The organism is Pseudomonas sp. 05L36 (genome assembly GCF_056398125.1).
The window spans coordinates 103,283-126,890 of the sequence record NZ_JBFTOU010000019.1 but is presented as its reverse complement, the minus strand read 5'-3'; the positions used below and the strand labels follow the sequence as shown (position 1 = coordinate 126,890).

Sequence of the window (23,608 nt, the reverse complement as noted above, 5' to 3'; positions counted from 1 at the left end):
TTATAACTCAACTCGCCTTTTTCGACCTGATCGACGACCGACAATTTAAAGGTCAGCGTGTAATCACGCTGACTGCGCCTTTCTCCCGCGTTCATTACTCCCTCCTGAGAATGGGTCAGAAGGTGTAAACCTTATTCAGGACGGAACACTTGCTAAAAATAAGGGATGTCGGTATCGATCGAGGTCGCTGAGGTGAGTTTTTTTTTGCTGCATCGAGTCGCACACGCTCTGTTAGGCGCAGTGTGTTTACACGCGTCTGTGAGGCTTCAACGAGGGGACGTCGCTGTGCCATCTCTAATGCGAAGATCGCAACATCCTCAGGTAAATCAACCGCACCAGCGAGCGCGGCACTATAGATACGCTTCGCGTCGTTACCATGGGCGCCAACAATTCGGTGCGCAATGCTTTCGATCTGATCGGTTCTCGCCGTCTCCAATGCGAGAAGTGCCATCACGTCGCGAAAAGGCATAGCGGTCTCGCCAACTGTCCGTGGTGTTGTGTTCAGCCACAGGGCGCAGATCTTTGAAACGATAGGAGCACTTAGAGCCGATACACGCTCGATGTTGCGACTGAGAAACCGAGCCATGGGTATCCAGCGCCCGAGGATTGGCATCCGCATGTCAGCTTCAAGATAAATGCGCAGATCAGGACTTACAGGAAAAGTAGCGGGCACGCACGGATTGGTCGCCAGATGTAGGAAGCGGTGGAATAGACGGAGAATGAGTGCGCCCCGTTGGGCAAAGAACAGCTCAGCGCGCGCTTCGAGATGTGTATCGAGGCGAGAGTCGAGGCACAGCGCATCGAGCAGTAGGTCAGTAGCTTCTACATGCTTCAGTACCGTCAAAGTAGCGAATGCGTGGTCCCAACCATGTCGGGCCTGATCACGTTCAGTGAGTAGATGTTGACCGAATAGTCTCAGCGATGAGATCCATAGAGGTTGTGGGGCAAGCAGCGCCCAACGAGGAATGTCATCAGCGATCTCTTTCAACCGTTGGTAGCGTGCCCAATCGGATGCGAGATCGTGTTGAAATTCAATCCTGTTACGGGCGTTGACGATGAGCGGAACTTGGTTGGAACGTGTGTCAAACGCCGACGCGTCGGCGCCATCCAACTCACTTATCGCGAAGCTGCGCTCAAAAGATGCTTCGCGTTCGGCCAGCCGGATCATTAGCCTCTGAAGTTGAGCGCGTCCACCCGTCCATCGCAGCCAAAGCCTATCTGCGATTGTTGCTGCCGAGGTTAATTCTCCGCTGACTCCTTCTACAAAGGATGAAGCCGAGGCTATTACCCAGCCAAGCGTTCGCAAATTTGCTAGCAGCGGTAAAATTTCATCGTCGTTTGCAATCCAGCGAAGCGGGGTAACGTTCGCTAACGCCGATTGAACGGAAGCGTTGGACAGCGCTTGCACCATAACCCTCGGCCAAAAAGTGGTGATAGCGAGGGGCTGCGACTGGGCTTCAAAACCTATCGTTTGCGCAATGAAAACTATGCGCCACGGTCGATCATCATCTGTCTGTGTAACCAGTTCTCGGATCAGCTTTTCTAGCCGACTCAATGACGACGAATCAAGGCGCTCGGCAGAATCGAGTACAAGGATCTTTTTGTTCCCGGGACTCCGTAAAAAGGTTTCGGTGAGAGGACGATCTAGTCCTATTGCGGACCTTTCTGCGTCGCTGAGCGCGCGAGCCAAGGTCTCGGGGCCCAACCAAATTTGAGTCGTATCAGCGAAGTCTTGATCGAGCACGAGCTTCACTAGAGCAGATTTTCCAACTCCAGAATCGCCTAAGACAAAACAGCCTGGCTTCGAGGCCAGCGCCGTCGAAAGTTGCAAATGTTCCGATGGGCGTGCCAGACAATTTCCACCCGGCAAGGCAGTCTCGATTCCCGCTCGGTGATCTGATGTAAATAGCAGCAGGCGAGACCAGGTTGCAGAGATACTTGGATGTGCTTTTAAAGCAAAGCGCCCTTCGAGACGATGCAAAAACTCCGATAGCTCGATAGCACCGTTACCGAGCCGTGCTTCCTTCGCGCGCTGAACAAGTGCCTCCCATAGATTTTTGGCTTCGGTATCGCTTTCGGATATTAGAGCCATTCGGCAGCGATGGTGTGCCTGTGCCATTGAGTTAGACGGGGTCAATTGAAAGTCGACCGGATGGACTTCAAGACGTCCTATTAGTGCAATTGTTTCCGCGACTTCCGGTATCACACCACGCTGTGTTCCTGGGGCGCGAATGCTGTTGAACACGCGCCGATGCCGCGCTGATGCGTCAATTCGCGCAAATGCGAGCGTCGGATTGCCATTAGTGCACCACCCCTTGATGTCATGCCAAAGCGCATCAAACGCGACGTGTCGCCCGCGTGTAACCAAGGCCATTCGATCGGTATCACGACAAAAGGGTGCTTCTCCTCTCCACATATCCCAGGCAGCGGACACGAAGTCAGCAGGTAGTCCGTGACCCGTAACCTGAACGTTGCTTTTGCATGAAAGAGCTAACTTGTATTCGCGTCCGTTGGCATCGATACCGACGCAGAGTAGGTCGTCAACCTTCCAGCCGATGGCCTCAGTCTGCGAAAACAATTTTCGTCCAGGAACGCTAATTCCATGTATCGGCATGTCGAGTAGAAACCAGCTAAGTAAGTCAGCTGCAACAAAATCCTCGAACGCAAATCCAGAGCCAGCAGTAGATCTCGTCGTTGCCGGATTGTGGCCCTTAGTCATACTGGTCCTCACGATGCGCTCCTTTCCTTAGATCCACGCTAGACCATGATCCCAGAATGAAGTGACTTTCCGTTTATCTTGTGGGGAAAAGGGGCAGTTTTGTTGTTTGTCCAGGCATGGGGGGCAGAGTCTGTGTGTCTATCGGGTATTCCCGGCTTTTTGGCAATCCTTCTTTAGTCATTGAATGTCTTTCAAGTAGTTCTTAAGCACGATGAGCGGGGCCGATAGATGCGCAATTGTCTGTGCCTTGCTGAAATCAACTGACACTCTCTCCCAAAGCTGACGGTGGTGACAGGCAGAAATCAGCCAAAAGTTGCCTGTCGAAAAACCGTTAATCTCATTCCAACTTGGTCTTCACATTCTGCCCCGCGACCGATCAATGCTTCACTGTCTAAAAAAACCTCCCCCCTTGGGTGAGTGTCGCTTTTCGCATCAACTCTTTGCGCAATTTTCCGGGGGACATGCCAAACATGTTCTGAAAATGTCGAATGAAATGAGGTGCGTCGGCGAACCCGCATTCGAAAGCGATTTCCCCGATATGTCGATCCGAGCTGATGAGGAGCCATCGGCCAAACCTGAGTCGAACCTGACGGTAGAATTGGGCTGGAGTGTTACTGGTTTCGGCGACAAACAGCCGCTCAAGTTGCCGTTTACTGGTACCGACAAGGTTTGCGATTGAGTCAATGTCCAAGGGTTCGGTCATGTGCTTTTCCATCAGCATCACGGCTTCGTGCAGGCGCCTGTTCGAAGAGCTGGCGTAGCCAAGTGCCTTGCGCCGGTCGACGAAACTGCCGGAGCTGCTTTTTGCGACCGTCATCTGATGAACAACTTTGCCGGCCCGATCCGGGCCGCAATGCACCCCAATAAGATGGATGGCCAACTCAATCACCGAGATACCGCCTGCGCAGGTGATCCGATCCTTGTCGATGAGGAAGTCACTGTTGCTGACAAAGCGCAATCTGGGGAACAGACGTTTCCAGTCGTCGCAATGGTAGGCATGTACGCAAGCAGTACGTCCCTCCATCAGGCCATGTCGAGCGAGCACGAAGCTGCCCGTGCATAGACCGATCAATGGCACGTCAGCGGCTGCCGCCTGATGCAGAAATGCCGGATAAGTCTTTGGTGCTGCCTCAAGGGAATCAAGCAGTCCACCAATCACCACGATGTAATCAAATTGATGAGGATGGGTGAGCTCACTGTCGATAGGCACATCCAGTCCGCAGCTGGAAATGACTCTTTGCCCGGGGGTACCCAGTACTTTCCATTGGCAGCGTATCGGACGGCTCTGATCGCCCGTATCGGCGGCATGTCGCAGCGCATCGGTCAGCCCTGACAGTGACAGCAAAGGGAAGCGCGGCCACAACACAATGCCAATAGACAACTCGGTGGCGCCGCGTCGGCTTGGCGGATTTCGTGCCTGACCATTATCAAGCTCTTCTACGAGGCTTTCGCTGGAGGTCCTGGGCAGTACATCTCCGAAATGTCGCAAATGTTCAATCATTCATGCAAACCATCCAACAAGTTATGCCGCTGATCACCATACGATGAGCTCCTGCCCAACACCATGCTGTTCATTAAAAAAACAATCGAGGAGCACGTGATGAAGAAGCCCAACGTTCAACGTTTTGCCGGTATCTATGCGGGTCTGCTGGTATCCATGCTGATCTCGGTACCGGCATTCGCACTGGAAACGGTAGAGCCGGGAAGCCTGACTATCGCGTTCACTGGCGATATGCCGGGGACCGGTTATCAAGACAGCCGGATGGTCGGCTACGACGGTGAAATCCTTCAACAAATATCTGAGAAGCTGGGTTTGAAGGTTAAACCTGCCTTGATGGACTGGGCCGGCACCATCGCCTCAGTACAAGCTAAACGCGTGGATGTCATGGCCGGCACCATGGGCTGGACCGAGCAGCGCGCGAAGATCATGACCGTGAGCGACCCGATTCACTATTTCAAGAACGGCATCACCCAGACCGACAAGACCAACTGGAGCAGCCTCAAAGATTTGCAGGGCAAGAAGGTCGGCACCATCACGGGTTTCTCGTTCATCCCTGAGATGCGCAAGATCGAAGGGCTGCAAGTAGCGCTGTACGACACCTCCGATGCCGCGGTGCGCGATCTCCTCGCCGGGCGCATCGATGCAGTGATTGGCGATCCTCCGGTCATGCAATACGCCATTTTTCGCAACGAGCAGTGGCACCTGCACTTCAATGCTTTCACCGACAACGATCCGAATTTCCCACTGCTGACGGGTCTGGGTCAGGTGGTGTACGGCTTCAATAAAGGGGCCAGCCCGCAGCTGGTGGCTGCCGTGAACGAGCAGATCCAGACCCTCTGGAAAAGCTGTGAAATGCGCAAGATCGGTGCCCGCTACGGTCTGACTCAGGATGTCTGGTATGTGCCGGAAGGCAAGGACCTGAGGCTGGGTGTCGACCGCCCGGCGGACTGGAAACTGCCCGGCTGCAAGTAAGCGCTTGAGCGGATGAATCGGCCTGATGGCCCCTGCCGATTCATCGCCATGTCTATAACAAAAAGAGGTTAACCAAGATGTCGACCCCGTCCGAACCTGCGTTGCTGCGAGTGCATGACCTGCACAAAAGTTATGGTGATCTGGAGGTGCTCAAGGGGATCAACCTGGAGTTGAAAGCCGGTGAAACCCTGTCGTTGATCGGCCCGAGCGGGTCGGGAAAGTCCACTTGCCTGCGTTGCATCAATTACCTGGAAAAACCCACTCGAGGCGATATCTGGCTGGGCGACGAGTTGATCGGGCAGATCAAGGACGGTAAACGCATACGTCTGATGAGTGATCGGGAAATGGCTCCGCAGCGACGCGAGATCGCGATGGTGTTCCAGCTCTTCTACCTCTGGCCACATTTGAGTGTACGCGACAACGTCGCGCTGGGGCCGATCAAGGCACAGGGTATGCCGCGCAAGCAGGCCTATGAGCTGGCTGATGCCATGTTGGAAAAAGTCCATCTGAGACACAAGGCCGAGGTCTATCCCGAGCAGTTGTCCGGCGGACAGCAACAGCGGGTCGCTATCGCCCGCGCGTTGGCCCAACAACCTAAAGTCATCCTGTTCGACGAGCCGACCTCGGCGCTGGACCCCGAACTGGTGGGGGAAGTACTGGCCGTGATTCGTGAGCTGGCGCAAGAGGGCCGCACCATGATCATGGTGACCCATGAAGTGCGCTTCGCTCGGGATGTGGCGGATCGGGTGATCTTCATGGACGGCGGACACATTGTCGAGCAAGGGCCTTCGGCGCAGGTTATCGACAACCCAAGCCATGAGCGCACCCGCAGTTTTCTTGGGCGCATGGCCATGGAGGGCGCTTGATGGCGAACTTCGAGGTCTTTCTCGGGCTACTGCCTCTGTTGTTGAAAGGCGCGCTCACCGCCCTGGAAATCGCGCTGTGTACCTTGCTGCTGGCGAGTGCCGGAGGGGTAGTACTGGCGGTGTTGCTGACGTTCAGTCGGTCACGGGTGTTGCATGGGGTGATCGGCTGTTTCATTGAGTGGATGCGCAATGTTCCCGCGCTGGCGCATCTGTTCCTGATCTATTTCGGTCTCTCCTACCTTGGCATCAACTTGCCCGCGTGGCTGGCCGCCATCGTTGGCTTGAGTCTGGTGGGCAGCGCGGTGTTGGCCGATATTTTCCGTAGCGGCTTGCAGTCGCTGCATGTCGGTCAGCATGAAGCCGGGTTGGCTGTCGGTCTGAGCCGGATGCAGATTTTGCACTGCATTCTCTTGCCCCAGGCCCTGCGCGTGACGTTGCCAGCGTTCGCCAACTACGTCACGCAATTGGTCAAGGACACGTCCATCGCCTCGGCCATTGCCGTGCCGGAAATCATGTTCCTGGCGCGCAATCTGGTGACCTCCACCTTCCAGACTTCACTGATCTATTTGGCTGTGATGTGCATCTACGCCGCGATGATTTTACCGATCGGTGTGGGATTCATTCGGCTCGAACGTCATTTTGGGAGCGCGCGATGATCAGTTTTTTTCAGCAATACCCGGAGTACTGGAGCGACTGGATCGCTCGCCTGTTGCTCGGTGCACGGATCACTGCCGAATTGTCCCTGATGGGGTTCGCTCTGGCGGTCGTGTTGGGGGCGTTGTTGGTCTGGGCGATGAGAAGTCCGAGTGTCATCCTGAAACGGTTGGCAGCGTTCTTTATTCAGAGCATGCGCGCTGTACCTCTTCTGGCGTTGCTGCTGGCCCTGTATTTCGCGTTGCCCAGCCTGGGGTTGACGTTGTCCGGCTATTGGGCCGGGGCCATCGGTCTGGGTTTGCAGGGTGCCGCTTACGTTGCGGAAATCCTCCGTGGCGGCCTGGATTCGCTGCATCGCGGCCAGCGCGAAGCCGCTATCGCCATCGGACTGACGCCGCTGAAAGCGTTTACCAGCGTCATCCTGCCGCAAGCGATTCGCGGCATGTTGCCGCCACTGCTTAACGCCTACGTGTCGATCCTCAAGGACAGCTCGTTGTGCGCTCTGATCGCCACCGATGAGTTGATGCTGGCGGCTCGGGCCATCGCTTCGGAAACCTTCCTGCCAATGCATGTCTTCCTGCTGGTAGGGCTGTTCTATTTTGTTATCGCTTTCCCTCTTTCAATGCTGTCGCGTGTGCTTGAAAAGCACTTTTCACGCGGGCGCAAAACCGTGCGAGGTTGAACATATGAGCACCATAGATCGAGTTACTTCCCACAGCATTGCCCAGTTGCAGCGGGCGCTGCAGGCGGGATCGCTGACTAGCGAAGCGCTGGTTCGTGCGCAACTGGCGCGCATCGAGCGCTTTGACGAGCAGCTCAATGCCTATGTCGAGACCTATTCCTCGCGTGCTTTGAACGCGGCTATCGCCGCTGATCGCCAGCGTGCGTCCGGCATACACCTGGGACCGCTGCATGGCATTCCTCTGGCGATCAAGGACTTGTTCGAGATCGATGGCCAGGCCATCACGGGTGGATCATTGGCACAGGCACCGCGTGTTTCGAGGTTGACCGCCACTGCAGTGCAACGCCTGGAGCGTGCCGGTGCAATCATTCTTGGCAAGACCCACACCGTCGAATTCGCTTTCGGTGGCTGGGGCACCAACGCGGTGATGGGCACGCCGTGGAACCCGTGGGACCGTAACGTGCATCGCGCTCCGGGTGGTTCAAGCAGCGGCTCGGCAGTGGCCGTGGCCAGCGGGTTGGCGAGCGCTGCGTTGGGCACCGACACCGGCGGCTCGGTGCGGATTCCGGCGGGCATGTGCGGCTTGGTCGGGCTGAAAACCACGCGTGGGCTTATCAGTCGCCATGGCTTGATCGAACTGTGTCCTTCGCTGGATTCGGTAGGGCCTATCACCCACACCGTTGAAGATGCGGCGTGGATGTTGGATGCACTGCTGGGCCCGGACCCGCTGGATCCGGTTTCGGCCCAGGCACCTGTATTCAGCGCCGCTGCCGGTCTCAATCAGCCGGTAGCCGGTTTGCGCATCTGGGTGTTGCCACAGGCCGAACGAGCGCATGTCGCTCCCGGGGTGCTGAAGGCTTACGATTTGGGGCTCAAGCAGTTGGCCGCGTTGGGCATGCAACTGATCGAGCAACCGCTACCCACGTCGTTGGAGCAGTGCATGCGCATCGCTGGTGGGCTGATGAGCGCCGAAGGTTATGCCAGCCTGGGTAGCTTGTTCGAGCGCGACGATCTGCGTTTCGACCCCCATGTTCAACGTCGCGTACTCAGTGGTCGCGCCATCGACGCAGCGTCGTATATCCAGTTGCACAATCAGCGCCGCGCCGCTCGGCACGCCATGCAGGAGGCCATGACCAACATAGACGCCTGCGCTTTCCCGACCAACGCTATTGGCAGTGTGCCGTTGGATGAGGTCGATGAATATGGCACGCCACTGGCCTTGTTGGGGCGGTTCGCCAACTTGCTGAACCTGTGTTCGGTGGCGCTGCCCATCGGGTTCGATGAAAAGTGCATGCCGGTCTCGATGCAGATTGTGGGTCGGGCATTCGCCGAACCGCTGATTCTGCGTATCGGCCATGCCTATCAACAGGTCAGCGATTGGCACACGCTACGGCCTGAGGGCTGGGAGCTGGCGGACAACGCGGTTGCGTGATGGATATAACTGCTTGATATATCCCTGGATATCACCCTGCCAGCGCCCCAAGTTAAAGTGGGGTTAGAAAGTGTCACCTATAAATATATATAAAAATTTAATATATACCTGCCCAGTGATTTCGCGAGTTATCAAAAATTTCACCGGAAGGGTTACTCCAGGGATAACGTTTCAATAACGTTGTTCGCCATGTACTGAGTTTGCTTTTGTCGCTATCAGTGGTGTTTCCTGCCGCCCATAAAGTCAGGCCATTTCCTTAGTCGGGTAGTGGCTTGCGCAGAGTCATGTATGTCGTCAAATCGTTAGTTGTCATCAACAACGTTCTGTATCAGGAGATGTATTGTATGCCTTTCACTCGGACTGTTATTGCTCTTTCTTTAGGTCTGATTATAGGGCAGGGGTATGTTCAGGCTGCACCGCTGCTTTCTTTGGATAATGGTCAGTCTGAACGGGCCGTGGTAACCAGTAATGCATGGGTTGAAATTAACCAGGCGGCGTTTGAAAACAATATTCGTACGCTCCAGAACACCTTGACGAATAAATCACGGCTTTGTGCCATCCTCAAGGCGGATGCCTATGGTCATGGTGTTGCGTTATTGATGCCGTCTGTCATGAAAATGGAAGTGCCCTGCGTAGGCGTTGCCAGCAATGAAGAGGCTCGAGTTGTACGTGAAAGTGGATTCAAGGGGGAACTTGTCCGAGTGCGTACAGCGACGTTGGCCGAGGTGGAAGGAGCATTGCCGTACAAGATAGAGGAGTTAGTCAGTAGCCTCGATTATGCTCGAGAAACGGCCGCTATTGCTGAAAAGCATGGGGATCGCCTGAAGGTTCACTTGGCGTTGAACGCAGGTGGTATGAGTCGCAACGGCCTGGAAATGAGCACTGAACACGGTCGGCAAGAAGCCTTGGCGATCAATCGTTTGGCTCCTCTGGAGCTGGTCGGAATCATGACTCACTTCGCGGTGCAGGATAAGGATGATGTTCGGCAAGGGCTCAAGGCTTTCAATGAGCAAGCGGCTTGGCTGATAAAGGCCGCCGGAATTGATAGAAGTAAAATCACTCTTCATGCGGCGAACTCTTACGCGACGTTAGAAGTGCCAGAGTCGCATTTGGACATGGTACGTGCCGGAGGCGCCTTGTATGGGATGATGGAACCTTCGCATGCCGAGTACAAACCGGTCATGCAGGTCAAGTCATACGTGGCGTCTGTTAATCAATACCCTAAAGGCAATACAGTGGGGTATGACCGAACAGTGACACTGAGTCGTGATTCAAAGCTTGCGAATATTCCAGTGGGCTATTCTGATGGCTATCGTCGAGCGTTTACCAATAAAGGCGTTGTCCTTATAGATGGGCAGCGTGCTCCAGTGGTAGGGAAGGTCTCCATGAATACACTCATGGTGGACGTGACAGATATCCCTGCTGTGCGCGCTGGCGATCAAGTGGTGCTCTTCGGTAAACAAGGCGACAGTGTGATCGCCCAGAGTGAACTTGAAGAACTCAGCGGAACATTGCTGGTGGACCTTGCTACCGTTTGGGGGAGTAGCAATCCCAAAGCCCTGGTGGCAGATAAAGCCTCCGACTAACCAGTGAGGGTGCTAGTCGCTACTGCGGTGGTAACGCTCACACAGTAGCGACTTTTGGCAGTGACGCCTTGAGGATTTGACAGATCTGTTCTCGTCAACACTCGTCGGCCAGGTGCGGTCCATGGATGAGATGTTCCCCTCTTCGGGCAGCCTCATTACTCACTGAATAACTTTCAAGTAATCCCTAAGCGCAATGAGCGGCGCTTCAAGCTGCTCCAACGTCCGCGCATTGCTGAAATCAGCTGACAACCGATGCAGCTCACGCCCTAGCAATGTGTCAACACCACCTATAGCGTCCAGCGCCAAACCTACACAGTGTGCCACTCTAAACTGAATACCCTCGACATCACCCCGGCGCACCAGCAAGCCAAATACCTCCCGCTCGTAATCACTCATGATCGGATCATCCCGCAAAATCGGACTTTCACCTTCAGTCTCATAGGCCAGCTTGAGGCCGAAAAGGGCAACGGTTTCCAGTGGCAATTCCATTGTGTGAATCCTTGATTCGTTAGCCGAGCGGGTTCGGGTTGTGGCGTTGAAAAGCAGGATCAAAGGATCGCAGCCTTCGGCAGCTCCTACAGGTCAGTGCGTTGTTAGGGCGTTGTCGGTGGGGTGTCAGGTGCTTTTTTGCGGGCGAAAAAAAAGGCCTTGCAAAGCAAGACCTTTCTTAATTTTGGTGCCCCGAGGGAGACTCGAACTCCCACTCCTTTCGAAAACGGATTTTGAATCCGCCGCGTCTACCAATTCCGCCATCAGGGCTCAATGGCGGCGAAGTATAGAGATGAGATAACCGCTGGTCAATCAGGTACATGGAGAATTTTTGATATTTCCGCTAGACTTCCCGGCCCTGCTAGACGACACCCCATCATGCGCGTTGCTGACTTTACCTTCGAGCTCCCTGATTCGCTGATCGCCCGCCATCCGCTGGCCGAGCGGCGCAATAGTCGCCTGTTGACCCTGGATGGGGTCAGCGGCGCCCTGGCACACCGTCAATTCACTGATTTGCTGGAGCATTTGCGCCCCGGCGACTTGATGGTGTTCAACAATACCCGGGTGATTCCGGCGCGGCTGTTTGGCCAGAAGGCTTCCGGCGGCAAGCTGGAAATCCTGGTGGAGCGGGTGCTCGACAGTCATCGCGTGCTGGCCCATGTGCGTTCCAGCAAGTCGCCCAAGCCTGGGTCGAAGATCTTGATCGACGGCGGTGGCGAGGCCGAGATGCTGGCGCGGCACGATGCGTTGTTCGAGCTGAAGTTCACTGAGGAGGTGTTGCCGCTGCTCGACCGCGTCGGGCACATGCCGCTGCCTCCTTATATAGACCGCCCGGATGAAGGCGCCGACCGCGAGCGTTACCAGACCGTCTACGCCGAGCGTTTGGGCGCGGTGGCGGCGCCGACGGCGGGGCTGCATTTCGATCAGGTGCTGATGGAGGCGATTGCCGCCAAGGGTGTCGAGACTGCGTTCGTGACCCTGCACGTCGGCGCCGGCACGTTCCAACCGGTGCGCGTGGAGAAGCTCGAAGACCACCACATGCACAGCGAATGGCTGGAAGTCGGCCAGGACGTGGTCGATGCCGTTGCCGCCTGCCGCGCTCGCGGCGGTCGCGTGGTGGCGGTGGGGACCACCAGTGTGCGTTCCCTGGAAAGCGCCGCCCGCGATGGCGTGCTCAAGCCGTTCAGTGGCGACACCGACATTTTCATCTTCCCGGGCCGGCCGTTTCATGTGGTCGATGCCCTGGTCACCAACTTCCATTTGCCCGAATCCACGCTGTTGATGCTGGTTTCGGCGTTCGCCGGTTATCCCGAGACCATGGCCGCCTACAAGGCTGCCGTGGACAACGGTTACCGCTTTTTCAGCTACGGTGATGCGATGTTCATCACGCGTAATCCTGCGCCGACTGCCCCTAAAGAATCGGGCCCAGAGGAAACAGTATGAGTCGCACCTGTCGTATGTCTTTCGAGCTGCTGGCCACTGATGGCAAGGCTCGTCGCGGTCGTTTGACCTTCCCGCGCGGTACCGTCGAGACCCCGGCCTTCATGCCGGTGGGCACCTACGGCACGGTCAAGGGCATGCTGCCACGGGATATCGAGGCGACTGGCGCTGAAATCATTCTGGGCAACACTTTCCACCTGTGGCTGCGCCCAGGCACGGAAGTGATCAAGAAGCACGGCGACCTGCACGATTTCATGCAGTGGAAAGGCCCGATCCTGACCGACTCCGGCGGTTTCCAGGTGTTCAGCCTGGGCGCCATGCGCAAGATCAAGGAGGAGGGCGTGACCTTCGCTTCCCCGGTCGACGGCGCCAAGGTGTTCATGGGCCCGGAAGAGTCGATGCAGGTCCAACGTGACCTGGGCTCCGACATCGTGATGATTTTCGACGAATGCACGCCGTACCCGGCCGACGAAGACGTCGCCCGTATTTCCATGGAATTGTCCCTGCGTTGGGCCAAGCGTTCGAAAGAAGCCCATGGCGAGAACACGGCGGCGCTGTTCGGCATCGTTCAGGGCGGCATGCACCAGGACCTGCGCATGCGCTCCCTGGAAGGCCTCGACAAGATCGGCTTCGACGGCCTGGCCATCGGCGGCCTGTCGGTGGGCGAGCCCAAGCACGAAATGATCAAGGTGCTGGATTACCTGCCGGGCATGATGCCGGCTGACAAACCTCGTTACCTTATGGGCGTTGGCAAACCGGAAGACTTGGTTGAGGGTGTGCGCCGCGGTGTGGACATGTTCGATTGCGTGATGCCAACCCGTAATGCCCGCAACGGGCATCTGTTCATCGATACCGGCGTGCTGAAGATCCGTAACGCGTTCCATCGCCATGATGATTCGCCGCTCGATCCGACCTGCGATTGCTATACCTGCCAGAACTTCTCCCGCGCTTATCTGCATCACCTGGACAAGTGCGGCGAAATGCTGGGAAGCATGCTCAATACCATCCATAACTTGCGCCATTATCAAGTGCTTATGGCTGGTTTGCGCGAGGCTATTCAACAGGGTACATTGGCCGCCTTTGTCGATGCCTTCTACGCCAAACGCGGGCTTCCCGTGCCGCCTTTGGACTGAGTTTTCTGACCCCAAGATTCAACATTTGCAACTGGAGTGCTAAATGAGCTTTTTTATCTCTAATGCCATGGCTGACGCCGCTGCACCTGCTGCGGGCCCAATGGGTGGCGGTTTCGAGTGGATTTTCCTGGTCGGTTTCCTGGTCATCTTCTACCTGATGATCTGGCGTCCACAGGCCAAGCGCGCCAAAGAGCAGAAAAACCTGCTGAGCAGCCTGCAAAAGGGCGACGAAGTTGTGACCACCGGCGGTATCGCTGGCAAGATCACTAAAGTGGCCGACGATTTCGTCGTTCTGGAAGTTTCCGACACTGTCGAAATGAAGTTCCAGAAAGGCGCCATTGCCGCCACGCTGCCAAAAGGCACGCTCAAAGCGATCTAAGTTTCAACTTCATATTCAATCGACGGGGCGCGCAAGGCGCCCCGCGTCATAAACGGGCGGCGTGATGCTGAACAAATATCCTCTGTGGAAATACATTCTGATCCTGGCGGTGCTGGCGGTCGGTCTGATTTATTCCGCTCCCAATCTTTATCCTGATGACCCGGCCATTCAGGTCAGCGGTGCAAGCACTGCACTGCAAGTCAATCAGGCTGATCTGGACCGTGTGAGCGCTGCGCTCAAGGAATCCGGGATCAACGTCAAGGCTGCCACCCTGGCTGCCAACGGCAAGGGCGGCCTGATTCGCCTGACCAAGGCTGAAGACCAGCTGCCAGCCAAGGACGTCGTGCGCAAGGCATTGGGTGATGACTACGTCGTTGCACTGAACCTGGCACAAACCACCCCGCAATGGCTGCGCAACCTCGCTGCGCACCCGATGAAGCTGGGTCTGGACTTGTCCGGTGGTGTGCACTTCCTGCTGGAAGTGGACATGGAGAAAGCCCTCGACGCGCGCCTGAAAGTCTACGAAGGCGACGTCAAGAGCCTGCTGCGTAAAGAGAAGCTGCGCTATCGCAGCCTGCCGCAACTGGGCGGTGCTATCCAGCTGGGCTTCGCTGATGAAGACAGCCGCGAGCAGGCCCGTTCGATCATCCGCAAGAACTTCAACGATTTCGACATTGTTCCGGCCGACCTCAATGGTCAGGCGGTGCTGCGTCTGGCGATGACCCCGGCCAAGCTGGCGGAAATCCGCGAATACTCCATCAAGCAGAACTTGACCACGGTACGTAACCGCGTCAACGAGCTGGGTGTTGCCGAACCGATCGTTCAGCGTCAGGGCGCCAACCGCATCGTGGTTGAGCTGCCGGGCGTGCAGGACACTGCCGAAGCCAAGCGTATCCTCGGCAAGACGGCCAACCTCGAGTTCCGTCTGGCTGCTGAGCCGGGTGCTTCGAAAGCCACTTCCGAGGAATTCGAGTTCCGTGAAGGCAAGCGTCCTCCTGCGTTGATCGAGCGTGGCCTGATCATCACCGGTGACCAGGTGACTGACGCCAAGGCTGGCTTCGGCGAGCATGGCACACCGGAAGTGAACATTCGTCTGGATGGTCACGGCGGCGAGCTGATGAGCCGTGCGACCCGTTCGAACGTCGGTCGCAGCATGGCGGTGATCTTCATCGAGCAGCGTCCGATCACCACCTACACCAAGCAGATGGTCAACGGCGTCGAGAAAGACGTGCCGGTTCAGACCTTCAAGGAAGAGAAGAAGATCATCAGCCTGGCGACCATCCAGTCGCCGCTGGGTGCTCAGTTCCGCATCACTGGCCTGAATGGCCAGGGTGAGTCGTCCGAACTGGCGCTGCTGCTGCGTGCCGGTGGTCTGGCTGCACCGATGTACTTCGCTGAAGAACGTACCATCGGCCCAAGCCTGGGTGCCGACAACATCACCAAGGGTATCGATGCATCGCTGTGGGGCATGCTGTTCGTCTCGCTGTTCATCATGGCCATCTACCGCTTCTTCGGCCTGATCGCCACCGTCGCTCTGGCGGTGAACATGGTGATGCTGCTGGCCCTGATGTCGCTGCTGGGTGCAACGCTGACCCTGCCGGGTATCGCCGGTATCGTGTTGACCATGGGTATGGCGGTCGACGCCAACGTGCTGATCTTCTCGCGGATTCGTGAAGAGATCGCCGCCGGCATGACCGTGCAGCGCGCAATCAACGAAGGCTTCGGCCGGGCATTCACCGCGATTCTCGACGCCAACCTGACCACCTTGCTGGTCGGCGGCATCCTCTTTGCCATGGGCACCGGCCCGGTCAAGGGCTTCGCAGTGACCATGTCCCTCGGGATCTTTACCTCGATGTTCACGGCCATCATGGTGACCCGCGCGATGGTCAACCTGATCTTCGGCGGTCGTGACTTCAAGAAGTTGTGGATTTAAGGGGCTGCCATGTTACGTACAATCAACTTCATGGGCGTTCGCAACTTTGCGTTCGGCGTCACATTGTTCCTTACCGCACTGGCAATGTTCAGTGTCTTCCACAAGGGCATGAACTGGGGGCTGGATTTCACCGGCGGTACGCTCATCGAGCTGACCTACGAGCGTCCGGCCGATGTCACCAAGGTGCGTGAGCAGCTGGTGACCGCGGGTTATCACGAAGCCATCGTGCAGAACTTCGGTGCGACCACCGATTTGCTGGTGCGCATGCCTGGTGAAGACCCGCAACTGGGTCACCAGGTCGCCGAAGCCTTGCAGAAGGTGGGTGGCGAGAACCCGGCGACGGTCAAGCGTGTCGAGTTCGTCGGCCCGCAGGTGGGTGAAGAGCTGCGCGACCAGGGCGGCCTCGGCATGCTGATGGCGCTGGGCGGTATCCTGATCTACCTGGCGTTCCGCTTTCAGTGGAAGTTTGCGGTCGGTGCGATCGTGTCCTTGATCCACGACGTGATCGTGACCGTCGGTATCCTGTCGTTCTTCCAGATCACCTTCGACCTGACGGTGCTGGCGGCGGTACTGGCGATCATCGGTTACTCGCTCAACGACACCATCGTGGTATTCGACCGGGTTCGTGAGAACTTCCGTGTACTGCGCAAGGCCAGCCTGATCGAGAACATCAACATCTCGACCACGCAAACCCTGCTGCGGACCATGGCGACTTCGATCTCTACCTTGCTGGCGATCGCGGCCCTGCTGTTCTTCGGTGGCGACAACCTGTTCGGTTTCTCCATTGCCCTGTTCATCGGTGTTCTGGCGGGTACTTACTCGTCGATCTACATCGCGAACGTGGTGCTGATCTGGCTTAACCTGAGCACTGAAGACCTGATTCCTCCGGCTAATACCGAGAAGGAAGTCGACGACCGTCCTTGAGGAAATTTCCTAGGGTGGTGTAGTCCAAAAAAGGCGCGAGTTGAACTCGCGCCTTTTTTTGTGCTCCAAGGCTGGGAGAAGCGCGGACAAGTTCCGCATGTGATGGTCCAGGAGGTTCATGTGAACAAGTCGATGCTGGTTGGTGCTGTACTGGGTGCTGTCGGTGTAACTGCCGGGGGTGCTGTGGCCACCTACAGCCTGGTTAAAAGCGGCCCGGAGTACGCACAAGTACTCGCCGTTGAGCCGGTCAAGACACAAATCAAGACTCCACGTGAAGTGTGCAAGGATGTAGCGGTCACCCGGCAGGCGCCGGTGAAAGATCAACATCAGATCGCCGGTACGGTGGTCGGTGCATTGGCAGGTGGTTTGCTGGGTAACCAGATTGGTGGCGGCACCGGTAAGAAGATCGCCACGGTCGCAGGTGCTGTCGGTGGTGGTTATGCCGGTAACAAGGTGCAGGAAGGCATGCAAGAGCGTGATACCTACACCACGACCCAGACCCGCTGTAACACAGTTAACGACATCAGTGACAAGGTTGTAGGTTACGACGTGCGGTATTCGCTGGACGGCAAGGAAGGCAAGGTGCGCATGGATCGTGATCCAGGCAACCAGATTCCGGTGGATAAGGAAGGCAAGCTGATCTTGTCGGAGAATCAGGCGGCTCAGTGATCTGCTGACGCTGGATAAAAAAGAAGCACCCTGCGGGGTGCTTTTTTGTGCCTGCGATTCCTGCATCGCCACCAGTCCCTGTAGGAGCGAGCTTGCTCGCGAAGAACCCAAAGGCACCGCGTTCATCCAGAATGCCCGCGTTATCGTTGACGCCCATCGCGAGCAAGCTCGCTCCTGCAGTATTTCGGATCGAATTGCGGGCATAAAAAAAGCACCCCGAAGGGTGCTTTTCAGTCGCTGGAAGCTTAGCGCTTCAGCGAGGCTGGCAGGTGCGGCTGGATCGCCGTCAACACTGCCTTGAAGCATTTGGTGTTGCCGGCAACGACGTGGCCTTTCTCAAGGAAGTCGTGACCGCCGGTGAAGTCGCTCACCAGTCCACCAGCTTCCTGGATCAGCAGGGCGCCCGCAGCCATGTCCCACTCGGACAGGCCCGACTCCCAGAAGGCGTCGAAACGGCCGGCGGCCACGTAGGCCAGGTCCAGGCTCGCCGAACCTGCGCGGCGGATGCCGGCGGTCTGGCCAACCAGGGCGCGGAACATGCCCAGGTAGTTGTCGAGGTTGTCCATCTGGTCGTCACGGAACGGGAAGCCGGTACCCAGCAGGGCGCCGTCCAGGCTGGTGCGACCGCTGACGCGCAGGCGACGACCGTTCAGTTGAGCGCCGCGACCACGGCTGGCGGTGAATTCTTCCTGGCGAACCGGGTCCAGAACAACAGCGTGCTCAAGACGACCGCGGTATTTGCAGGCGATGCTGACAGCGAAATGAGGAATGCCGCGCAGGAAGTTGGTGGTGCCGTCCAGCGGATCGATGATCCACAGGTACTCTTCGCCTTCGATGCCGGTGCCGGCGTGCATGCCGGTTTCTTCACCCTTGATCGAGTGATTCGGGTAGGCCTTGCGCAGGGCGTCGATGATTTTCTGTTCGGCGGCGCGATCCACCTCGGATACGTAATCCTTGGCGTCTTTTTCGTCGACCTTGATGGTATCCAGGCGCTCGATGGAGCGGAAGATCAATTCACTGGCGCTGCGGGCGGCGCGCAGCGCGATATTCAGCATGGGCTGCATGGATGTGTCACCTAAGGTTGTTAAAGAAAGCCGGGCATTCTATCAGAAAGTTTCTACAGGAGAAGGACGACGTTCGCTTTCATGGCTTAACGGTAGCCAGCGCTGTAAGATTCCGCTCCCGATTATCGTGTTCGAGAGCGCCTCCCTTGCTGCAAAACATTCGTGTCGTCCTGGTCAATACCAGCCATCCGGGCAATATCGGCGGGGCTGCGCGTGCCATGAAGAACATGGGGCTGTCGCGGCTGGTGCTGGTCGAGCCTCGTGTGTTTCCGCACCACGAGGCCGATGCCCGTGCCTCCGGTGCCGGGGATATCCTTGAAAACGCGCAAGTCGTCGCCACCTTGGAAGATGCCTTGGTCGGCTGCAACCTGGTGCTGGGTACCAGTGCCCGCGACCGGCGTATTCCCTGGCCGTTGCTCGACCCCCGCGAATGCGGAACGAAGGTGATCGAGGAGGCCGGGCAGGGTGCTGAAATTGCCCTGGTGTTCGGTCGTGAAGACTCCGGCCTGACCAACGAAGAGCTGCAGCGATGTCATTATCACGTGCACATTCCATCAGATCCTGAGTTCAGCTCGCTGAACCTTGGGGCGGCGGTGCAGGTGTTGGGTTATGAAGTGCGCATGTCCTGGCTGGCCGCGCAAGGTCAGCCGAGCAAGGTCGAGAAGGAAGAAGTGGCTTCGGTCAAAAGCGCTGAGCTGGCGACCATGGATGAGCTGGAACGATTCTATGAGCACCTGGAGCAGACCCTGGTGGCCATCGAATTCCTCGATCCGGAAAAGCCACGGCACTTGATGGCGCGCCTGCGCCGGTTGTACGGACGCAGCTCGGTCAGCCGGGCGGAAATGAATATTTTGCGTGGCATCCTCACGGAAACCCAGAAAGCGGCCCGTGGCGAGCTCCTTAAGCGGAAGGATTAATGATGTTCGAGCGTTTGCGTGAAGATATCCAGAGCGTATTCCACCGAGACCCGGCGGCGCGTAACGCTTTTGAAGTCCTGACCTGCTACCCCGGCATGCACGCCATCTGGATTCACCGTTTGTCGGCGATGCTGTGGCGCGCGGACCTGAAATGGCTGGCGCGGCTGGTGTCGAACTTCGGTCGCTGGTTGACCGGGATCGAGATCCATCCGGGGGCCAGGGTGGGGCGTCGCTTCTTCATTGACCATGGCATGGGCATCGTTATCGGTGAAACCGCCGAGATCGGCGATGACGTCACTATTTACCAGGGCGTAACCCTGGGCGGCACCAGCTGGAACAAGGGTAAGCGTCACCCGACCTTGGGTGATGGCGTAGTTGTCGGGGCGGGCGCGAAGGTGCTCGGCCCGTTCACTGTCGGTGCCGGGGCCAAGGTGGGTTCCAATGCTGTAGTGACCAAGGAAGTGCCGCCGGGTGCCACTGTGGTGGGTATTCCGGGGCGGATCATCGTCAAGTCCGATGTCGAGCAGGACGCCAAGCGCAAGGCCATGGCCGAGAAGATCGGTTTTGATGCCTACGGCCTCAGCGAAGACATGCCCGACCCGGTGGCGCGTGCCATTGGTCAGCTGCTCGATCACTTGCAGGCGGTCGATGGACGCCTGGAGGGGATGTGCGGGGCGCTGAAGGACCTGGGCAGCAATTACTGTGCGAAAGATCTGCCTGAGCTGCGCGAAGAAGACTTTGCCTGTGTGAAGGACAAAGACGAAAGTAAAGCCGGCTGATGTCCTGTAGGAGCTGCCGCAGGCTGCGATCTTTTGATCTTGCTTTTAACGGCAAAGATCAAAAGATCGCAGCCTGCGGCAGCTCCTACATTTGCATCCGGATATCGCGTGCAGCAGCAGTTCCGTTGCGTGTCGTGTTCAGGCAATGGCACTGCGCTAAGCGGTGTGCCATTAAACCGCAGACCCTGCTATGATTCCGCCGCTCTTTTGCGGGTAAACCTGACTAAAGTACTAGGTCTTATAGTTGACTTAAATACTCGGGAATTGCATACTCGCCTCATTCCGAACTCCGTGGTAATTGTCCATGCGACTGACTACAAAAGGCCGATACGCCGTGACCGCCATGCTCGATCTGGCATTGCACGCGCAGCACGGGCCCGTGTCCCTGGCCGATATCTCCGAGCGCCAAGGCATCTCCCTGTCCTACCTCGAACAGCTTTTCGCCAAATTGCGCCGCAGCAATCTGGTGTCCAGCGTGCGCGGTCCGGGCGGTGGCTACCAATTGTCCCGCGACATGCAGGGCATCCAGGTCGCCCAGGTGATCGATGCGGTGAACGAATCGGTCGATGCAACCAAATGCCAGGGGCAGGGTGATTGCCATTCCGGCGACACTTGCCTGACTCACCACTTGTGGTGCGATCTGAGCCTGCAGATTCACGAATTTCTGAGCGGTATCAGCTTGGCTGACCTTGTGACTCGCCGTGAGGTGCAAGAAGTAGCCCAGCGCCAGGACCAACGCCGTTGCAACAGCAAGGCGCCACGCCTGGACAAGATTGAAGCGTCCGCCGTCGAATGACTGCCAGAGAGCTAGCGGCACGCCAGCCAGCCTGATTTAGGAGATAGTCCATGAAATTGCCGATTTACCTTGATTACTCTGCGACTACCCCGGTTGATCCGCGTGTCGCGCAAAAGATGAGTGAATGCCTGCTGGTCGACGGAAACTTCGGTAACCCGGCGTCCCGTTCCCACGTGTTTGGCTGGAAAGCCGAAGAGTCCGTCGAAAACGCTCGTCGTCAGGTCGCTGACCTGGTCAACGCCGATCCGCGTGAAATCGTCTGGACCTCCGGGGCCACCGAATCCGACAACCTGGCAATCAAGGGTGCGGCGCATTTCTATGCCACCAAGGGCAAGCACCTGATCACCACCAAGATTGAGCACAAGGCTGTCCTGGACACCATGCGCCAACTGGAGCGTGAAGGCTTCGAAGTGACCTACATCGAGCCTCGCACCGATGGCCTGGTGACCCCGGAGATGATCGAAGCCGAACTGCGCGACGACACCATCCTGGTTTCGGTCATGCACGTGAACAACGAAATCGGCACCATCAACGACATCGCAGCGATCGGCGAACTGCTCCGTTCCAAGGGCATCCTGTTCCACGTCGACGCCGCTCAGTCCACTGGCAAGGTCGAGATCGACCTTTCGAAGCTGAAAGTCGACATGATGTCGTTCTCCGCCCACAAGACCTACGGTCCTAAAGGTATCGGCGCCCTGTACGTAAGCCGCAAGCCGCGCGTACGTATCGAGGCGACCATGCACGGTGGCGGCCACGAACGCGGCATGCGTTCCGGCACCCTGGCGACCCACCAGATCGTCGGCATGGGTGAAGCTTTCCGCGTAGCCAAGGAAGACATGGCTGCCGAGAACGCACGCATCAAGGCATTGAGCGACCGCTTCTACAAGCAGGTCGAGCACCTGGAAGAGCTGTACGTCAACGGCAGCCTGACCGCCCGCGTTCCGCACAACCTGAACCTGAGCTTCAACTACGTTGAAGGCGAGTCGCTGATCATGGCGCTCAAGGATCTGGCGGTTTCGTCCGGTTCGGCCTGCACCTCGGCGTCCCTTGAGCCTTCGTACGTACTGCGCGCCCTGGGCCGCAACGACGAACTGGCACACAGCTCGATCCGCTTCACCTTCGGCCGTTTCACAACCGAAGAAGAAATCGACTACGCCGCGCAGAAAGTCTGCGAGGCCGTTACCAAGCTGCGCGCTCTGTCGCCGCTGTGGGACATGTACAAAGACGGTGTCGACATTTCGAAAATCGAGTGGGCGGCACACTGATTTCAAGTCGCCGCAATCAGCCCTGTAAACTCAGGTTTCAGGGCTTCAAGAGCGACTCTCTGATGAGTGAGGATTAAGAATCATGGCTTACAGCGAAAAGGTCATCGACCACTACGAAAACCCGCGCAACGTCGGCAAGATGGACGCGGAAGACCCTGATGTCGGCACCGGCATGGTCGGCGCTCCGGCGTGCGGCGACGTGATGCGCCTGCAGATCAAGGTCAACGACGCCGGCATCATCGAAGATGCCAAGTTCAAGACCTACGGTTGCGGTTCGGCAATCGCTTCCAGCTCCCTCGCCACCGAGTGGATGAAGGGCAAGACCCTGGACGAAGCGGAAACCATCAAGAACACCCAGCTGGCTGAAGAACTGGCCCTGCCGCCAGTGAAAATCCACTGCTCGGTACTCGCTGAAGACGCCATCAAGGCGGCTGTTCGCGATTACAAGCAGAAGAAAGGCTTGATCTGATTTTCGAGTTTTGGCGACGAGTAAGGAGTCACCGATGGCTATCAGCATGACAGAAGCGGCTGCTCGACACGTGCGGCGCTCCCTCGACGGGCGCGGCAAAGGTGAAGGGATTCGTCTGGGTGTTCGCACCACAGGCTGTTCCGGCCTTGCCTACGTGCTGGAGTTTGTCGACGAGGTGGTTGCAGAGGACCAGGTGTTCGAAAGTCATGGCGAAAAAGTGATCATCGACCCGAAAAGCCTGGCCTACCTGGACGGCACCGAGCTCGATTTCGTCAAGGAAGGGTTGAACGAAGGCTTCAAGTTCAACAACCCCAACGTGCGCGGTGAATGTGGCTGCGGCGAAAGCTTCAACATCTGAGGCTTGTCGTGGGTACTCCTTGTCATTTCGCTTTATTCGAGCTGCAACCGAGTTTCAATCTGGACCTCGATCAGCTGGCTACGCGCTACCGAGAGTTGGCGCGCGGCGTTCATCCGGACCGCTTTGCTGACGCTTCCGAGCGCGAGCAGCGGTTGGCGCTGGAGCAATCCGCGAGCCTCAACGAGGCCTACCAGACGCTCAAGAGTCCACCCAAGCGCGCGCGTTACCTGCTCGCCTTGAATGGTGGCGAGCTGCCGCTGGAGGTCACGGTGCATGATCCGGAGTTTCTTCTGCAGCAGATGGAGTTGCGTGAAGAGCTCGAAGACCTGCAAGACAGTGCCGATTTGGCCGGTGTTGCAGCGTTCAAGCGTCGCTTGAAAACCGCTCAGGATGTACTGAACCAAAGCTTCGCGGCTTGCTGGAATGATGCAGCGCAACGTGAACAGGCCGAGCGCCTGATGCGGCGCATGCAGTTTCTCGACAAGCTCACCCACGAAGTGCGCCAGTTAGAAGAGCGCCTCGACGATTAACCCAGTGCCGCTCCGGTCGCACGCCTGATATACAGATAAGTCCTGATAACG

Annotated in this window: 23 protein-coding genes and 1 tRNA gene; 19 read left to right on the top strand and 5 right to left on the bottom strand. The window is 57.3% G+C overall.

The window, feature by feature from the left end; all coding sequences use genetic code 11:
* Nucleotides 1-115: 115 nt before the first annotated feature.
* Both AC1DKH_RS20110 and AC1DKH_RS20105 read right to left on the bottom strand, forming a co-directional pair.
* Nucleotides 116-2,719, bottom strand: coding sequence for a P-loop NTPase family protein (locus tag AC1DKH_RS20110; RefSeq protein WP_477799057.1), 2,604 nt, complete (start codon nucleotides 2,717-2,719; stop codon nucleotides 116-118).
* Nucleotides 2,720-3,110: 391 nt separating this feature from the next.
* Nucleotides 3,111-4,220 (bottom strand): GlxA family transcriptional regulator, encoded by a 1,110-nt coding sequence (locus tag AC1DKH_RS20105; protein ID WP_477799056.1) that lies wholly within the window; start codon nucleotides 4,218-4,220, stop codon nucleotides 3,111-3,113.
* Between the two features lie 99 nt (nucleotides 4,221-4,319).
* On the opposite strand from AC1DKH_RS20105, the gene AC1DKH_RS20100 reads away from it, so the two are divergent.
* The 6 genes from AC1DKH_RS20100 to alr all read left to right on the top strand — a co-directional run bounded on the left by AC1DKH_RS20100 (nucleotide 4,320) and on the right by alr (nucleotide 10,412).
* Nucleotides 4,320-5,192: a substrate-binding periplasmic protein gene (locus AC1DKH_RS20100; protein ID WP_477799055.1), complete on the top strand. Its 873-nt coding sequence runs from the start codon at nucleotides 4,320-4,322 to the stop codon at nucleotides 5,190-5,192.
* A 77-nt stretch (nucleotides 5,193-5,269) separates the two neighbouring features.
* Complete coding sequence (locus AC1DKH_RS20095) at nucleotides 5,270-6,058, top strand: amino acid ABC transporter ATP-binding protein (RefSeq protein WP_086945812.1); 789 nt, start codon at nucleotides 5,270-5,272, stop codon at nucleotides 6,056-6,058.
* Entirely contained in the window at nucleotides 6,058-6,714 is a 657-nt protein-coding gene (locus tag AC1DKH_RS20090) for an amino acid ABC transporter permease (protein WP_019582764.1), read from the top strand. Before AC1DKH_RS20095 ends, AC1DKH_RS20090 begins: the two co-directional genes overlap by 1 nt.
* Nucleotides 6,711-7,394 (top strand): amino acid ABC transporter permease, encoded by a 684-nt coding sequence (locus tag AC1DKH_RS20085; RefSeq protein ID WP_477799054.1) that lies wholly within the window; start codon nucleotides 6,711-6,713, stop codon nucleotides 7,392-7,394. The genes AC1DKH_RS20090 and AC1DKH_RS20085 overlap by 4 nt, the downstream gene beginning before the upstream one ends.
* A 4-nt stretch (nucleotides 7,395-7,398) precedes the next feature.
* Complete coding sequence (locus AC1DKH_RS20080; protein WP_477799053.1) at nucleotides 7,399-8,826, top strand: amidase; 1,428 nt, start codon at nucleotides 7,399-7,401, stop codon at nucleotides 8,824-8,826.
* A gap of 344 nt (nucleotides 8,827-9,170) precedes the next feature.
* A complete protein-coding gene (gene alr, locus AC1DKH_RS20075) occupies nucleotides 9,171-10,412 on the top strand; it encodes an alanine racemase (RefSeq protein WP_477799052.1) in 1,242 nt (413 codons plus the stop codon).
* A gap of 159 nt (nucleotides 10,413-10,571) precedes the next feature.
* On the opposite strand, the gene AC1DKH_RS20070 is transcribed toward alr, so the two are convergent.
* A complete protein-coding gene (locus AC1DKH_RS20070) occupies nucleotides 10,572-10,901 on the bottom strand; it encodes a hypothetical protein (RefSeq protein WP_477755280.1) in 330 nt (109 codons plus the stop codon).
* Between the two features lie 185 nt (nucleotides 10,902-11,086).
* Nucleotides 11,087-11,171: transfer RNA gene (locus AC1DKH_RS20065), tRNA-Leu, on the bottom strand.
* A gap of 108 nt (nucleotides 11,172-11,279) precedes the next feature.
* Here AC1DKH_RS20065 and queA point away from each other — a divergent pair.
* From queA to AC1DKH_RS20035, 6 genes are all read left to right on the top strand, one after another.
* A complete protein-coding gene (queA, locus tag AC1DKH_RS20060) occupies nucleotides 11,280-12,344 on the top strand; it encodes a tRNA preQ1(34) S-adenosylmethionine ribosyltransferase-isomerase QueA (RefSeq protein WP_477799051.1) in 1,065 nt (354 codons plus the stop codon).
* A gap of 14 nt (nucleotides 12,345-12,358) precedes the next feature.
* Nucleotides 12,359-13,474 carry a tRNA guanosine(34) transglycosylase Tgt gene (gene tgt / locus AC1DKH_RS20055; RefSeq protein WP_162488928.1) on the top strand — a complete coding sequence of 372 codons (1,116 nt, stop codon included), beginning with the start codon at nucleotides 12,359-12,361 and terminating at the stop codon, nucleotides 13,472-13,474.
* Nucleotides 13,475-13,517: 43 nt separating this feature from the next.
* A complete protein-coding gene (gene yajC / locus AC1DKH_RS20050; RefSeq protein WP_007982729.1) occupies nucleotides 13,518-13,853 on the top strand; it encodes a preprotein translocase subunit YajC in 336 nt (111 codons plus the stop codon).
* 64 nt (nucleotides 13,854-13,917) lie between these two features.
* Nucleotides 13,918-15,786 (top strand): protein translocase subunit SecD, encoded by a 1,869-nt coding sequence (secD, locus tag AC1DKH_RS20045; RefSeq protein WP_477755278.1) that lies wholly within the window; start codon nucleotides 13,918-13,920, stop codon nucleotides 15,784-15,786.
* Between the two features lie 9 nt (nucleotides 15,787-15,795).
* Nucleotides 15,796-16,710, top strand: coding sequence for a protein translocase subunit SecF (gene secF, locus AC1DKH_RS20040; RefSeq protein ID WP_477755277.1), 915 nt, complete (start codon nucleotides 15,796-15,798; stop codon nucleotides 16,708-16,710).
* Between the two features lie 120 nt (nucleotides 16,711-16,830).
* Nucleotides 16,831-17,379, top strand: a complete 549-nt coding sequence (locus AC1DKH_RS20035; protein WP_150728289.1) for a glycine zipper 2TM domain-containing protein — start codon at nucleotides 16,831-16,833, stop codon at nucleotides 17,377-17,379.
* 245 nt (nucleotides 17,380-17,624) lie between these two features.
* Here AC1DKH_RS20035 and suhB read toward each other — a convergent pair whose 3' ends face one another.
* Nucleotides 17,625-18,443, bottom strand: a complete 819-nt coding sequence (gene suhB / locus AC1DKH_RS20030; protein WP_477799050.1) for a type III secretion system regulator SuhB — start codon at nucleotides 18,441-18,443, stop codon at nucleotides 17,625-17,627.
* A gap of 146 nt (nucleotides 18,444-18,589) precedes the next feature.
* Here suhB and trmJ point away from each other — a divergent pair, with 146 nt between their 5' ends.
* The 7 genes from trmJ to hscB all read left to right on the top strand — a co-directional run bounded on the left by trmJ (nucleotide 18,590) and on the right by hscB (nucleotide 23,557).
* Entirely contained in the window at nucleotides 18,590-19,360 is a 771-nt protein-coding gene (trmJ, locus tag AC1DKH_RS20025) for a tRNA (cytosine(32)/uridine(32)-2'-O)-methyltransferase TrmJ (RefSeq protein ID WP_477799049.1), read from the top strand.
* Between the two features lie 2 nt (nucleotides 19,361-19,362).
* Entirely contained in the window at nucleotides 19,363-20,139 is a 777-nt protein-coding gene (gene cysE / locus AC1DKH_RS20020; RefSeq protein WP_477799048.1) for a serine O-acetyltransferase, read from the top strand.
* 304 nt (nucleotides 20,140-20,443) lie between these two features.
* Nucleotides 20,444-20,935 (top strand): Fe-S cluster assembly transcriptional regulator IscR, encoded by a 492-nt coding sequence (gene iscR / locus AC1DKH_RS20015; protein WP_003227911.1) that lies wholly within the window; start codon nucleotides 20,444-20,446, stop codon nucleotides 20,933-20,935.
* Nucleotides 20,936-20,985: 50 nt separating this feature from the next.
* Nucleotides 20,986-22,200 (top strand): IscS subfamily cysteine desulfurase, encoded by a 1,215-nt coding sequence (locus AC1DKH_RS20010; RefSeq protein WP_056721268.1) that lies wholly within the window; start codon nucleotides 20,986-20,988, stop codon nucleotides 22,198-22,200.
* Between the two features lie 82 nt (nucleotides 22,201-22,282).
* A complete protein-coding gene (iscU, locus tag AC1DKH_RS20005) occupies nucleotides 22,283-22,669 on the top strand; it encodes a Fe-S cluster assembly scaffold IscU (protein ID WP_007974006.1) in 387 nt (128 codons plus the stop codon).
* Nucleotides 22,670-22,703: 34 nt separating this feature from the next.
* Nucleotides 22,704-23,027 (top strand): iron-sulfur cluster assembly protein IscA, encoded by a 324-nt coding sequence (iscA, locus tag AC1DKH_RS20000; protein WP_003227904.1) that lies wholly within the window; start codon nucleotides 22,704-22,706, stop codon nucleotides 23,025-23,027.
* Nucleotides 23,028-23,035: 8 nt separating this feature from the next.
* Nucleotides 23,036-23,557 carry a co-chaperone HscB gene (hscB, locus tag AC1DKH_RS19995; protein ID WP_477799047.1) on the top strand — a complete coding sequence of 174 codons (522 nt, stop codon included), beginning with the start codon at nucleotides 23,036-23,038 and terminating at the stop codon, nucleotides 23,555-23,557.
* Nucleotides 23,558-23,608 lie beyond the last annotated feature (51 nt).

Bases quoted from the DNA above. Each gene is read 5' to 3' on its own strand.
- AC1DKH_RS20110 (WP_477799057.1), bottom strand. From the start codon at position 2,719: ATGACTAAGGGCCACAATCCGGCAACGACGAGATCTACTGCTGGCTCT.
- AC1DKH_RS20105 (WP_477799056.1), bottom strand. From the start codon at position 4,220: ATGATTGAACATTTGCGACATTTCGGAGATGTACTGCCCAGGACCTCC.
- AC1DKH_RS20100 (WP_477799055.1), top strand. From the start codon at position 4,320: ATGAAGAAGCCCAACGTTCAACGTTTTGCCGGTATCTATGCGGGTCTG.
- AC1DKH_RS20095 (WP_086945812.1), top strand. From the start codon at position 5,270: ATGTCGACCCCGTCCGAACCTGCGTTGCTGCGAGTGCATGACCTGCAC.
- AC1DKH_RS20090 (WP_019582764.1), top strand. From the start codon at position 6,058: ATGGCGAACTTCGAGGTCTTTCTCGGGCTACTGCCTCTGTTGTTGAAA.
- AC1DKH_RS20085 (WP_477799054.1), top strand. From the start codon at position 6,711: ATGATCAGTTTTTTTCAGCAATACCCGGAGTACTGGAGCGACTGGATC.
- AC1DKH_RS20080 (WP_477799053.1), top strand. From the start codon at position 7,399: ATGAGCACCATAGATCGAGTTACTTCCCACAGCATTGCCCAGTTGCAG.
- alr (WP_477799052.1), top strand. From the start codon at position 9,171: ATGCCTTTCACTCGGACTGTTATTGCTCTTTCTTTAGGTCTGATTATA.
- AC1DKH_RS20070 (WP_477755280.1), bottom strand. From the start codon at position 10,901: ATGGAATTGCCACTGGAAACCGTTGCCCTTTTCGGCCTCAAGCTGGCC.
- queA (WP_477799051.1), top strand. From the start codon at position 11,280: ATGCGCGTTGCTGACTTTACCTTCGAGCTCCCTGATTCGCTGATCGCC.
- tgt (WP_162488928.1), top strand. From the start codon at position 12,359: ATGTCTTTCGAGCTGCTGGCCACTGATGGCAAGGCTCGTCGCGGTCGT.
- yajC (WP_007982729.1), top strand. From the start codon at position 13,518: ATGAGCTTTTTTATCTCTAATGCCATGGCTGACGCCGCTGCACCTGCT.
- secD (WP_477755278.1), top strand. From the start codon at position 13,918: ATGCTGAACAAATATCCTCTGTGGAAATACATTCTGATCCTGGCGGTG.
- secF (WP_477755277.1), top strand. From the start codon at position 15,796: ATGTTACGTACAATCAACTTCATGGGCGTTCGCAACTTTGCGTTCGGC.
- suhB (WP_477799050.1), bottom strand. From the start codon at position 18,443: ATGCAGCCCATGCTGAATATCGCGCTGCGCGCCGCCCGCAGCGCCAGT.
- cysE (WP_477799048.1), top strand. From the start codon at position 19,363: ATGTTCGAGCGTTTGCGTGAAGATATCCAGAGCGTATTCCACCGAGAC.
- iscR (WP_003227911.1), top strand. From the start codon at position 20,444: ATGCGACTGACTACAAAAGGCCGATACGCCGTGACCGCCATGCTCGAT.
- AC1DKH_RS20010 (WP_056721268.1), top strand. From the start codon at position 20,986: ATGAAATTGCCGATTTACCTTGATTACTCTGCGACTACCCCGGTTGAT.
- iscU (WP_007974006.1), top strand. From the start codon at position 22,283: ATGGCTTACAGCGAAAAGGTCATCGACCACTACGAAAACCCGCGCAAC.
- iscA (WP_003227904.1), top strand. From the start codon at position 22,704: ATGGCTATCAGCATGACAGAAGCGGCTGCTCGACACGTGCGGCGCTCC.